Raw genomic sequence first — 12906 nt, 5'->3', positions numbered from 1 at the left:
GACCGAAGGGCCCTCTCGCGGGGCCCTTCTTTCATGAGGGGAGGGGAGCGGGCGATGCCGATACCGATGGAGCTGCAGCACGCCTCCGACGATTTCGAGCGGTTCCTCGCCGATGCCCGCGACGGCTCGGGTCTGGCGACCCGCAACCAGACCTACACGATGGTCGAGGGGGTGCTGCGCACCTTTCGCCGTCGGCTGATGCCGCAGCAGGCGCTGGCCTTCGCCGATGTGCTGCCGCCGATCCTGCGCGCTATCTTCGTCTCCCGCTGGGACCTTGCGGAACCTGTCCTGCCCTTTGCCGATCGGGCGACGCTGACGCGGGAAGTTCAGGCGCTCCGCCAGCACCATAATTTTGCGCCTGGCAGTTGCCTGACGGATGTGGCCCGCGCTCTGCGCCGGCAGGTCGACAAGGAGCCCTTCGATCGGGTGCTGGCGACGCTGCCGGAAGGTGCGGCGGCGTTCTGGCACGCCTGAGAGGGGCACGGAAAAGCCCGGCGCAGGGGATGCGCCGGGCTCGATCTCCTCCGCGGGGGCGGGACGCGCAGCGGCATCCCTCCGGCGGCGTCCTCAGCCCCTGGCGAGCAGCGCGTCCAGCTCCGGGCGGAAGGTGCCGGAGATTTCCGGGTTGTCCAGCGCGTAGGCGACATTGGCCATGAGGAAGCCGAGCTTCGAGCCGCAATCATAGATCGCGCCGTCAAAGGTGACGCTGTAGAAATCCTGGCTCTGCGCCAGTTTCAGCATGGAGTCGGTCAACTGGATCTCGTTGCCGGCGCCGCGCTCCTGGGTGGCGAGCAGGTCGAAGATTTCCGGCTGGAGGATATAGCGACCGGAAATGGCGAGATTGGACGGGGCGACGTCCTTGTTCGGCTTCTCCACCATGCGGGCGATCTTGTGCACGCCATCGGCCATCTGGTCGCCGAGGCCGACAATTCCGTATTGGTCGGTTTGCTCCGGCGGCACTTCATACACCGCGAGATGGTTGCCGCCGCCGGTGCGCTTATAGGCTTCCGCCATCTGGCCGAGGCAGCCCTTGCCGTTGGCCGGCTTGTGCAGCATGTCCGGCAGCAGCAGCGCGAAGGGCTCGTTGCCGATGATGTCGCGGGCGCACCACACCGCGTGGCCGAGGCCGAGCGGAAGCTGCTGACGGGTGAAGCTGGTGGCGCCGGGACCCATCGTCTCCTCGCGCAGCCGCTCCAGCAAATGAATCTTGCCGCGCTCGTGCAGCGTGTCTTCCAACTCATATTGGCGGTCGAAATGATCCTCGATCACGCCCTTGTTGCGGCCGGTGACGAACACGATGTGCTCGATGCCGGCGGCGCGCGCCTCGTCCACCACGTGCTGCACGACGGGACGATCCACCACGGTGAGCATTTCCTTCGGCACCGCCTTGGTGGCGGGCAGGAAGCGCGTGCCGAGGCCGGCGACGGGCAGGATCGCTTTGCGAATAGGTTTTACCATCGGGGGAATATGCCGCTTTTGATGACGCAGGTTCAGGCCGAAGAGCGAAACTCGTACCGAAACGAACTTAACGCTTCGCTCGTGTGAATGCACCGGCGGGTTAATGCGGAGGTGGCGGAATAGGTTCCGGCGCCGGTCACTTTCACGCGGCCCGCCGGTGCCGCAGAGGAAAGTGACTCCACGTTAACATCCCCGCAACCATGAAGCTGGCCTAATCATCGCCGGTTTCTGCGTTAGGATTGCGTCATGGTTCACCGCACGGCCTCCGACCGGGGGCATGCCGGCCTTATTGCCGGCGTCGCCATCGTCTGCTTCGGCCTTGCCGGATGCGCAGGCTCCGACGACATCACCGGCGCCTTTTCCGCGCCGCCGGCCGTCCATGCCAGCGCGCCGGGCACGGCAGCCCAGGCGCGCCCGCAGGCCCGTCCGGCGGCCCGCTCCGTTGCGACGGCCACGCCTTCCACCCATCCCGACATGGCCCCCGCCGCGCTGGCCCGCGACGAGGCGAATTTCAGCCGCTGCATCGCCGCGCTGGAGCCGAAGGCGCGCGCGGCGGGCGTCTCCGCCGCCGGCTTCCGGCGCTATACGGCGGGGCTGAAGCCCGACATCGGCATCATGGACAAGCTGCAGACCCAGCCCGAATTCACCCGCACGGCCGGCGACTATGTCGAGATGCTGGTCTCCGAGACCCGCATCCGCAAGGGCCGCGAGGCGATGGCGCAGAACGCGGTAGTGTTTGAGCAGGTGGAGCGCACTTACGGGGTCGACCGCTATGTGGTCGCGGCGATCTGGGGCATAGAGACCAATTACGGCAGCGCGAGGGGCTCCTACCCGGTGATCGAGGCCACCGGCACGCTCGCCTGCGTCGGCCGCCGCAAGCCCTATTTCCGCGACGAGTTCGTCGCCGCCCTGCGCATCGTCGACCGCGGCGACATTCCCGAGAGCCATCTGCGCGGCTCGTGGGCCGGCGCCTTCGGCCTCACTCAGTTCATGCCCACCGCCTTCCAGCGCGATGCGGTGGACTTTGACGGCGACGGCCATCGCAACGTGGTGGATTCGGTGGCTGACGCCATGGGCTCGACCGCGAACAAGCTGAAGCGTGGCGGCTGGCAGCAGGGCCGCAGCTGGGGCTATGAGGTCGTGTTGCCGCGCCGCTTCGACTATCTGCTCGCCGACAAGAACCGGCGCAAGACGATGCGCGAATGGGCGGCGCTGGGCATTCATCGCCCCGACGGGCGGCCGATGCCCCCGGCCGGTGAGATGGCTTATCTTCTGCTGCCCGCCGGCGCCAAGGGCCCGGCCTTCCTGATGACCGACAATTTCAAGGCCATTCTCAGCTACAACCCGGCCGACGCCTATGCGCTGGCCATCGGCCATCTGGCGGACCGCCTGCGCGGCGGCGGACCCTTCGTCCAGCCCTGGCCGGACCAGCGCGCCCTGTCGCGCAACGAGCGCTCGGAACTGCAGAAGCGCCTCGCTTCGCGCGGCTATGATGTCGGCCCGCATGACGGCGCCCTCGGCGCGCAGACGCGGGCGGCGGTGCGCGACTATCAGGTCGCGGCGGGGCTGGCGCCGGATGGCTTGGCCAGCGGCGAGGTGCTGGACAGCCTGCGCAGCGGTTCCTGATACCGCGCCGCGAGGGCGGGGGTCTTGAAACAGCCGCGATAATGGTCCACCCGTGCGGGGGAGTATCGGCATCGATACAGGCATCGGGAAACGGCTCATGCGCGGGCGGCTCGGCAACCGGCTCGGACTGAAGGCGCTGGCGGTGGCCGGCGTGCTTGTCGCCGGCTGCTCGCTGGCGCAGGCGCAGGGCGACTGGTTCCGCCCGCCGGGCGACGTCGGCCAGCCCTCCGCGCGCCCCACACAGCAGCAGCGACCGCAGCAGCGCCAGCAGGCGCGTCCCCAGCAGCGCGCCGCCCCGCCGCCTGCCGAGCCGCGTCGCGCCTGGTCGCCCTTTCAGCCGCTGATGGACCTGTTCGGAGGCCGCCGCGACAACCGGCCCCGGCGCGTGCGGCCGGTCGAACCGCAATTCGCGCCTCCGCCGCCCGTGGTGGTGCAGCAGCCGGCTGACCCGCGCGGCAAGGTCCACGCCTCGTCCAGCGAGGCACGCGCCGCTTCCGACGAGGTGAAGGAGGTTGTGCTGGTATTCGGTGATGAGCAGGCGGGCACGCTGGCGCAAGGCTTGGCGGATGCCTTCGCCGCCGACCGCGAGACCGCTGCCGTCGTCGCCCGCTCCGAGGCCGATGCGGGCTTCGGCCCGGGACGGGGGGTCGACCTCATCGCCGCCGCGCGGCAATTGCCGACGGGCAGCGAGCAGGCCAACGTCATCGTCGTGCTCGCCGGCAGCCACGATCTGGAGCCGATCACCGACGGGACGGGGGCCCGGGCGGAACTCTTCGACGAGCGCTGGCGCGACCTCTATTCCCGCCGCGTCGAGGATTTCCTGCTGGCGCTGAAGCTGCAGCGCCGAAACGTGGTGGTGGTGGGCCTGCCGCCCGTGGAAGACGCGGTGCGCAACGAGCAGATCACGCGCTACAACGCCCTGCTGAAGGAGATGGTCGAGCGCAGCGGCTTCATCTTCGTCGACGTGACCGACGGCTTCGTCGACGAGAACGGCAAGTTCATGATGTCGGGCCCCGCCGTGGACGGCCAGCGACGCCGGCTGCGCACTGCCGACGGCGTCGGCTTTACCCGCGCGGGCGCGCGCAAGCTGGCCTTCTTCGTCGACCAGAAGCTCGACGATCTCCTCACGGGGAAGGACCTGCCGGCGACGGCGGCCGACCCGGCGGATGCGCGCCCCTCCATCATCATGCTGACCGGCGGCCCGCCGGCAGGAAATGCCCGCACCCTCGCCGGCGCGCCGGGCGTGCTGTCGGCAACCGATATCCGCCGCTCGCCGATGGAAGAGGATGCCACGCCCGAGCCCGCTCGCATGCTGGTCGAGGGCACGGCGCCGCCGGCGGTGGCCGGGCGCACCGACGATTTCCGCTGGCCACCGGGCCAGCCGGACGAGCCGCTTGTGCCGCCCATGCCGCAGACACCGCTGCCCGGCACGTCGACGCCCTGAACCATCGGCGGACATGAAAAGCCGGGTGCGGGGGCCGGGAAAATCCCTGTGTCTGGATCAGCCGAGCGGCCGCCGGCCAAGGCTGGCCGAAAAGCGGATGAGATAGCCATCCGGATCCTGAACGAGAAACTGGCGCACGCCCACCTCATCCTCGCCGGCGCGATACCATTTGTCTTCCGGTGCCATGTGGAGCGGCCAGCCCGCGACGGCGAGCGCATCGAGGATCGGCTCCACCGCACCTACCGTGATCTGGAAATTGATGCCCCGGCCAAAGGGCTGTTCGAGGGGGCCGGTGATCCACTGGCGGCCCTCGCCCCGCTCTTCTAGCATCAGCTGCGCACCCTCGCGCGCGAGGTAGGCGAAGCCATCCTCGTCCCGGCGATAGGCAATCTCGAAGCCGCAGAGATCACACCAGAAGACAAGGCTGGCGGCGAGGTTCGCCACCAGCAGTTCGGGCACCAGCGGCGCCCAGACGAAATCCGGCGCGGGGGAGGGGCCTCCGCCGGCAGGGCTGTCCGCCATCTCGCTTCTCACCGCGGCAGGACGGAACTGCCCATCAGGAACACGTCGATCGACTGCGCCGCCTGGCGGCCCTCGCGGATTGCCCACACCACCAACGACTGACCGCGCCGCATGTCTCCGGCGGCGAACAGCTTTGGCACGGTGGTGGCGTAGTCGAGATCGGTGGCGCCGACATTGCCGCGCTTGTCGATCGCGAGGCCCTCCTGCTCCAGCATGCCCGCGCGCAGCGGGTGGATGAAGCCGAGGGCGATGAAGACGAGGTCCGCCTTGATCAGGAACTCGGTGCCGGGGATGGGCTGGCGCTTGGCGTCGACGCGGGCGCATTTCACCGAGGTGACGTGGCCCTTCTTGCCCTCGATGCCAAGCGTGGCGGCGGCGAATTCCCGTTCGGCGCCTTCGGCCTGCGAGGAAGAGGTGCGGAACTTGGTCGGCCAGTAGGGCCACACCGCCAGCTTGTCCTCCTTCAGCGGGGGAACGGGACGGATGTCGAGCTGGTGAACCGACAGGGCGCCTTGGCGGAACGCCGTGCCGACACAGTCGGAGGCGGTGTCGCCGCCGCCGATCACCACCACATGCTTGCCGGCCGCAATCAGGGGCTTTTCGCGCGAGACGTCCTCATGGCTGACCCGGCGGTTCTGCTGCACCAGATAGGGCATGGCGTAATGCACGCCTTCCAGCTCCTGGCCCGGCAACGCGGGGTCGCGCGGGGATTCCGAGCCGCCGCACATCAGCACCGCGTCATGGCCTTCCAGCAATTCGTCGAGCGGCGTGGTGACGCCAACATTTACGCCGTAGTGGAAGGTGACGCCTTCGCCTTCCATCTGGGCGACGCGGCGGTCGATATAGTGCTTTTCCATCTTGAAGTCGGGGATGCCGTAGCGCAGCAGGCCGCCGGCCTTGGGCTCGCGCTCATAGACATGCACCTCATGCCCCGCGCGGGCGAGTTGCTGGGCCGCCGCCATGCCCGCGGGGCCGGAGCCGACCACCGCGACCTTGCGTCCTGTCTTGTGCGCGGCGGGCTCCGGCTTGACCCAGCCGGCCTTCCACGCCCGGTCGGCAATGGCCTGCTCGACGGTCTTGATGGCGACGGGCACGTCTTCGAGGTTAAGCGTGCAGGCTTCCTCGCACGGCGCCGGGCAGATGCGGCCTGTGAATTCGGGGAAGTTGTTGGTCGAGTGGAGGTTGCGCGCCGCCTCTTCCCAATTGCCGTGATAGACGAGGTCGTTCCAGTCCGGGATCTGGTTGTGGATCGGGCAGCCATTGGGCCCATGGCAGAACGGCACGCCGCAATCCATGCAGCGCGAGGCCTGGTTGGCGACCTCGGCGTCCGGCAGGGGCAGGGTGAATTCGCGGAAGTGACGAATGCGGTCGGACGCCGGCTGATACTTCGCCTCGCGCCGATCGATTTCCAGAAAGCCCGTAACCTTGCCCATTGCGCCCTCTTTCGCGGAGCACCGCCACCTTGGAGGCATTCCACCTCCGGTGCCAGATACATCAAACATGCCAGTTGGAAAATGGCGGCGCGGCAGAGCGCCGCGCCAAGCTGCTGGTTTCGACACCTCCGGCCGTCATCCCGGAACTGCCGTGAGGCCGGTGCCGGGATCGTCCTCCTTCGGAGAGCGATCCCGGCGCGGCGCCCTGCGGGTGTGGCCGAGACAACGCGCGATCGGTGCGGAGGCGGCTATTCGGCCGCCTGCAAGCCGCGCATTTTCTCCATTTCGCGCAGCGCCCGCTGATACTCGACGGGCATCACCTTGACGAACTTGCCGCGATAGCTCGCCCAGTTGTCGAGGATGGTCTGCGCCCGATGCGAACCCGTGTAGTGCAGGTGCTTGGCGATGAGCTGGTGCAGCCGCTCCTCGTCGTGGTGGCCCATATCCGCCATGATGTCGATGCGGCCCTTGAACTCGAGGTCGCCACCATGGTGGTGCAGGCGCTCCAGAAGGTCCTCTTCCTCTTCCACCGGCTCCAGGTCGACCATGGAGAGGTTGCAGCGCTTCTTGAAGCTGTTGTCCTCGTCCAGCACATAGGCGACGCCGCCGGACATGCCGGCCGCGAAGTTGCGCCCGGTCTGGCCGATGACGACGACGATGCCGCCGGTCATGTACTCGCAGCCATGGTCGCCCGTGCCCTCGACCACCGCGATGGCGCCGGAGTTGCGGACCGCGAAGCGCTCGCCGGCGACGCCGTGGAAGTAGCACTCGCCGGAGGTGGCGCCGTACATCACGGTGTTGCCGACGATGATCGACTCCTCCGGCACGACGGCGCAGTCCTTGGCCGGCTGCACCACGATGCGCCCGCCGGAAAGGCCCTTGCCGACATAGTCATTAGCCTCGCCCACCAGCGTCATCGAGATGCCGGTGGCGAGGAAGGCGCCGAAGGACTGCCCGGCGGTGCCGGTCAGATGGATGTCGATGGTGTCTTCCGGCAGGCCGGTATCGCCATAGCGCTTGGCCACCTCGCCCGAGAGCATGGCGCCGACGGAGCGGTTGATGCTCTTGATCTGGCTGTGGATCTCCACCTTCTCGCCGCTCTCCAGCGCCGGCATTGCCTGCGCGATCAAGGTGCGGTCGAGCACGTGCTGGATCGGGTGGTTCTGCCGCTCGGTATGGTAGATCGAGACCTCCGGTCCGACCTCGGGCTTGGCGAAGATGCGGCTGAAATCGAGCCCCTTGGCCTTCCAGTGCTCGATCGCCTCGCGCTGGTCGAGCCAGTCGGAGCGGCCGATCAGCTCGTTGAAGTTGCGTATGCCCATGGCAGCCATCAGCTCGCGCACTTCCTCGGCGACGAAGAAGAAGTAATTGATGACGTGCTCGGGCGTGCCCTTGAAGCGCTTGCGCAGCACCGGGTCCTGCGTCGCGACGCCGACCGGGCAGGTGTTGAGGTGGCATTTGCGCATCATGATGCAGCCGGCCGCGATCAACGGCGCGGTCGAGAAGGCGAAGTCATCGGCGCCGAGCAGGGCGCCGATCACCACGTCGCGCCCGGTGCGCAGGCCGCCATCGACCTGCAGCGCGATGCGCCCGCGCAGATTGTTAAGCACCAGCGTCTGGTGCGCTTCGGCAAGTCCGATCTCCCAGGGCGAGCCGGCATGCTTCAGCGCGGTGAGGGGAGAGGCGCCGGTGCCGCCTTCAAAGCCGGAAATGGTGATGTGGTCGGCGCGCGCCTTGGCGACGCCGGCCGCGACCGTGCCCACGCCGACCTCGGAGACCAGCTTGACCGAAACATCGGCTTCCGGGTTGACGTTCTTCACGTCGTAGATCAGCTGCGCCAGATCCTCGATCGAGTAGATGTCATGGTGTGGCGGCGGCGAGATGAGGCCAACGCCGGGGGTGGAGTGGCGCACCTTGGCGATCACCGCGTCGACCTTGTGGCCGGGCAGCTGTCCGCCTTCGCCGGGCTTGGCACCCTGCGCCATCTTCAGCTGGATCATGTCGGCGTTGACGAGGTAGTCCGCGGTGACGCCGAAGCGGCCCGAGGCGACCTGCTTGATCGCCGAACGCATGCTGTCGCCATTGGGCAGCGGCTTGAAGCGGGTGGCTTCCTCGCCGCCCTCGCCGGTGTTGGACTTGCCGCCGATGCGGTTCATCGCGATAGCGAGCGTGGTGTGCGCCTCGCGCGAGATGGAGCCGAACGACATGGCGCCGGTGACGAAGCGCTTGACGATGTCGGCCACCGGCTCGACCTCATCGAGGGGCACCGGCGCGCGACCGAATTCCTCGGCCTCGCGGATGCGGAACAGCGAGCGGATGTTGAGCGTCTTGGCGCCGGCGTCGTTCACCAGATTGGCGAAGTGGCGGTACTTGTCCTGCGCATTGCCGCGCACCGCGTGCTGCAGCACGGCGACCGTTTCGGGGTCCCAGGCATGCTCCTCGCCGCGCAGGCGGTAGGCGTAGTCGCCGCCGACATCCAGCGCGGTGCGATAGATCGGCGCGTCGCCGAAGGCGTCGCGATGGCGCATCGCGGTTTCCTCGGAGATTTCCGTGAGGCCGATGCCGCCGATGGAGGAGGCGGTGCCGGAGAAATAGCGGTCGACGACCTCCTGGTTGAGGCCGACGGCGTCGAAGATCTGCGCGCCGCAATAGGACTGATAGGTCGAGATGCCCATCTTCGACATGACCTTGAGCAGGCCCTTGTCGATCGACTTGATGAAGCGCTTGACGATCTCGTCCTCGGACACCTCCTCGGGGATGTCGACGCGCATGTCGATCATCGTCTCGAAGGCGAGATAGGGGTTGATCGCCTCGGCGCCATAGCCGGCGAGGCAGGCGAAATGGTGCACCTCGCGCGCTTCGCCGGTCTCCACCACGAGGCCGACGGAGGTGCGCAGGCCCTTGCGGATGAGGTGATGGTGCACGGAGGCCGTCGCCAGCAGCGACGGGATCGGGATGCGGTCCGGCCCGACCAGGCGGTCGGAGAGGATGATGATGTTGTAGCCGCCATGCACCGCCGCCTCGGCGCGCTCGCACAGCCGCTCGACGGCATCGCCCATGCCCGCCGCGCCCTTGTCGGAGGGGTAGGTCATGTCGAGCGTGCGGGTGTCGAAGCGCTCTTCCATGAAGCCGATGGAGCGGATCTTCTCCAGATCCTCATTGGTGAGGATCGGCTGGCGCACTTCCAGCCGCTTGCGGCGGGAATTGCCTTCAAGGTCGAAGATGTTCGGCCGCGGCCCGATGAACGAGACGAGGCTCATCACCAGCTCTTCCCGGATCGGGTCGATCGGCGGGTTCGTCACCTGCGCGAAGTTCTGCTTGAAATAGGTGAAGAGCGGCTTCGACTTCTTCGACAGCGGCGAGATGGGTGTGTCCGAGCCCATGGAGCCGACCGCCTCCTGGCCCGTGGTCGCCATCGGCGCCATGAGCATCTTGAGGTCTTCCTGGGTGTAGCCGAAGGCCTGCTGGCGATCGAGCAGCGACACGTCGGTGCGGACCTCGCGTGCTTCCACCGAGCGCAGTTCCTCCAGCACCAGTTGGGTGCGCTGCAGCCACTCCTTGTAGGGATGCGCCTGGGCGAGGGCGGTCTTGATCTCCTCGTCCGGCACCAGCCGGCCTTCCTCCAGGTCGACCAGCAGCATGCGGCCCGGCTGCAGGCGCCACTTGGTGATGATCTCGCTTTCGGGGAAGGTGAGCACGCCCATTTCCGAGGCGAGCACGATCTTGTCGTCGGTCGTCACCATGTAGCGCGCCGGCCGCAGGCCGTTGCGGTCGAGCATGGCGACGATCTGGCGCCCGTCGGTGGCGACGATGGCGGCCGGCCCGTCCCACGGCTCCATCATGGCGGCGTGGTACTCGTAGAAGGCGCGGCGTTCCTCGTTCATCAGCGGGTTGCCGGCCCAGGCCTCGGGCACCAGCATCATCGCGGCGTGCGGCAGCTCGTAGCCGCCCTGGATGAGGAATTCGAGCGCGTTGTCGAAGCACGCCGTGTCCGACTGGCCCTCATAGGAAATCGGCCACAGCTTCGAGATGTCGTTGCCGAACAGCTCGCTGTCGACGGAGGCCTGGCGGGCCGCCATCCAGTTCACATTGCCGCGCAGCGTGTTGATCTCGCCGTTATGAGCGACCATCCGGTAGGGATGGGCGAGCGACCAGGCCGGGAAGGTGTTGGTCGAGAAGCGCTGGTGGACGAGGGCCACCGCGCTCTCGAAATCCTCGTCATGCAGGTCGCCATAATAGGCGCCGAGCTGGTCGGCGTTGAACATGCCCTTGTAGACGAGCGTGCGGCAGGACAGCGACACGACGTAATAGCCCGCCGTGCGCGGGTCCTTGGCGGAATAAATGGCGTTGGAGATCACCTTGCGCAGCACGAACAGCCGGCGCTCGAAATCGTCCTCGCTGGCCACCGCTTCGCCGCGACCGACGAACACCTGGACGTGCTTGGGCTCGGTCGGCAGCACGGTGTGGCCGAGCGAGGAATTGTCAGTCGGCACCTCGCGCCAGCCCAGCAGCACCTGGCCTTCTTCCGCCACCACCTGTTCCATGGTGGCGCGGATGATCTCGTGCCCTTCGGTGTCGTGCGGCATGAAAACGTGGCCGACGGCGTAATGGCCGGGCTCCGGCAGCTCGAAGCCGAGCTTGGCCGCTTCCTTGACGAAGAACCTGTGCGGCAACTGCACCAGCATGCCGGCGCCGTCGCCGGCGCGCGGATCGGCACCCACCGCGCCACGGTGCTCGAGGTTCAGCAGGATCTTCAGGCCGTCCTGCACGATCTGGTGCGACTTGCGGCCCTTGATGTCGGCGATGAAGCCGACGCCGCAGGAATCCTTTTCGTTGCGCGGGTCATAGAGCCCCTGCGCCACGGGCAGGCCCGGGTCGATATGGGAAATGGATGTAGTGGCGCGGTCCGTCGTGGCCGGGCGAGCCGAAGCCTGGCCAATCGCGCGCGCGGCATGGCCGCCCATTTCCTTTGTCATTCCCGTCACTCCCTCAAGGGTCGTCCTAACGCCCGGCGCCGACACGTATGGACCTCGCCGGGCGCTCCCCCGCAAGGCGTGTTCGCTCACCGAACGACGCTAGCATCCTTCGTGCCACGCCCCGGAAGGGCAGGCGCATCCGAATTATAGGACAGCATGACTGCCCTATCAACCGCGAAGATGCCAGAATTGGCGTCCGGGCACAAGCGCCGCGCGCGCCAAGACCGACGCGATTTTTCACGCTTCTTGCGAAGGGCGGGCGTCGTGCGCAAGGAACGGTAAGGCGCCCGGGCCTCGCGCGCAACGCCGTTGCGCCGCTCGGTCGCAACCGCGCCGGTCCAGCCGGCGCGCGAAGGGTCTTTCCCACGCCGTATTTGAGGCTTCCCTTGGGGGCGGTTTAAAACCTCTTCGGAGATGTCCATGCCGATGCCCAGCACGCCGACAGCCTCCGCGCCGACCGCCCGGGCGCCGAACGCTCGCGTGCCGAACGTTCGTGTGCGACCGCGGCTCACCTCGGTCGCCGCGCCGGTGCTGGCCGGGCTGTGCGCCCTCGCCAGCCTGCCGGCGCAGGCACAGGTTTTCCTCCGCCCCTATGGCGGGGTCTATGTCGAGCGCTATTACGAGCCGCCGCCGGCCTATTACCCGCCTCCGCCCGCCTATTACGAGCCGCCTCCCGCCTATTACCCGCCCCCGTCGAACTATCGCGCGCCGGGGCGCTTTCCCGCTGCCGATATCGGCCCGCTGCTGCGCTCCATGGGCATGACAGGCATCGGCCGGGCGCGTGTCGACGGACCCACTTATATGGTCGACGCCACCGCCCGCTCGGGCGCCCGCATGCGCGTGCGGATCGATGCCTATAATGGCCAGGTGATCGCCATGCACCCGATTGGCCAGGCATCGGCCGCCACGCCGCGTACCCCCTCCACCCGTCAGGCGCTGCCGGCGATCGCGCCGCTGCCGCCGGCCCGCCCGCCGGAACTCGCCGCCATTCCCGCGCCGGAGCCGTCGGCGGAAGCGCTGGGCGCCGCCGCGCCGGCGGCTTCCTCGCCGGACATTTCACCGCCGGAAGCTTCTCCCGCCGAGTCGGAGACCGGGGAAGCGCCCACCTCCGCCGCTTCTACCCCCGCCGACGGGACGGACGAATCGGCACCGGCCGCGCCGGAGGCAACAGGAGCGGTGCGGATCATCCCCGGAACCGCCGTCCCGCCGAGCGCGATGCCGACGCCCGGAAGCGGGGCCGATGCCAGCGCCGCTGAGCCGCCGGCCGCTCCCCCGCCCGCCGCTGCCGCGACGGAGAGCAGCGGAACGGGAACCGGCGTCGGCACCGGCAGCACCACGCCCGCCGGCACCGCCTCCGTCTATGCGCGCGGCGCCCCGGCCAAGCCGGAGCCGGCCGAGGAATAGGCACGGCCGGCGAAGGCCGCAACGGCAAGCGAGGAATTCGGTC

General features: G+C 68.2%; 8 protein-coding genes. 4 read left to right on the top strand and 4 right to left on the bottom strand.

The annotated features are described in order from the left end of the window. Window positions 1-54 precede the first annotated feature (54 nt). Entirely contained in the window at window positions 55-474 is a 420-nt protein-coding gene (locus EV667_RS21870) for a DUF2267 domain-containing protein (protein ID WP_131837434.1), read from the top strand. A 93-nt stretch (window positions 475-567) separates the two neighbouring features. Here the strand turns inward: EV667_RS21870 and EV667_RS21865 are convergent, their stop codons facing one another. Beyond that, window positions 568-1458 (bottom strand): UTP--glucose-1-phosphate uridylyltransferase, encoded by an 891-nt coding sequence (locus EV667_RS21865; protein ID WP_131837433.1) that lies wholly within the window; start codon window positions 1456-1458, stop codon window positions 568-570. Window positions 1459-1704: 246 nt separating this feature from the next. Here EV667_RS21865 and EV667_RS21860 point away from each other — a divergent pair, with 246 nt between their 5' ends. Further along, entirely contained in the window at window positions 1705-3084 is a 1380-nt protein-coding gene (locus EV667_RS21860) for a lytic murein transglycosylase (protein WP_131837432.1), read from the top strand. Between the two features lie 97 nt (window positions 3085-3181). Further along, window positions 3182-4528: an SGNH/GDSL hydrolase family protein gene (locus tag EV667_RS21855; RefSeq protein ID WP_131837431.1), complete on the top strand. Its 1347-nt coding sequence runs from the start codon at window positions 3182-3184 to the stop codon at window positions 4526-4528. A 57-nt stretch (window positions 4529-4585) separates the two neighbouring features. Here the strand turns inward: EV667_RS21855 and EV667_RS21850 are convergent, their stop codons facing one another. The 3 genes from EV667_RS21850 to gltB form a co-directional block, all read right to left on the bottom strand. Next, window positions 4586-5050 (bottom strand): bleomycin resistance protein, encoded by a 465-nt coding sequence (locus EV667_RS21850; RefSeq protein WP_131837430.1) that lies wholly within the window; start codon window positions 5048-5050, stop codon window positions 4586-4588. 8 nt (window positions 5051-5058) lie between these two features. Beyond that, on the bottom strand, window positions 5059-6483 hold the full coding sequence (locus EV667_RS21845) for a glutamate synthase subunit beta (RefSeq protein WP_131837429.1): 1425 nt from the start codon (window positions 6481-6483) through the stop codon (window positions 5059-5061). A 248-nt stretch (window positions 6484-6731) separates the two neighbouring features. After that, window positions 6732-11468 (bottom strand): glutamate synthase large subunit, encoded by a 4737-nt coding sequence (gltB, locus tag EV667_RS21840; RefSeq protein ID WP_425359054.1) that lies wholly within the window; start codon window positions 11466-11468, stop codon window positions 6732-6734. A gap of 411 nt (window positions 11469-11879) precedes the next feature. Between gltB and EV667_RS21835 the strand changes: the two genes are divergently transcribed. Then, complete coding sequence (locus tag EV667_RS21835; protein WP_131837428.1) at window positions 11880-12863, top strand: hypothetical protein; 984 nt, start codon at window positions 11880-11882, stop codon at window positions 12861-12863. The last annotated feature ends 43 nt before the right edge of the window (window positions 12864-12906 follow it).

This window comes from Ancylobacter aquaticus (genome assembly GCF_004339465.1).
Taxonomy (GTDB): domain Bacteria; phylum Pseudomonadota; class Alphaproteobacteria; order Rhizobiales; family Xanthobacteraceae; genus Ancylobacter; species Ancylobacter aquaticus.
The sequence above is the reverse complement of the archived record's forward strand: the minus strand, read 5'-3'. Positions and strand labels throughout refer to the sequence as shown.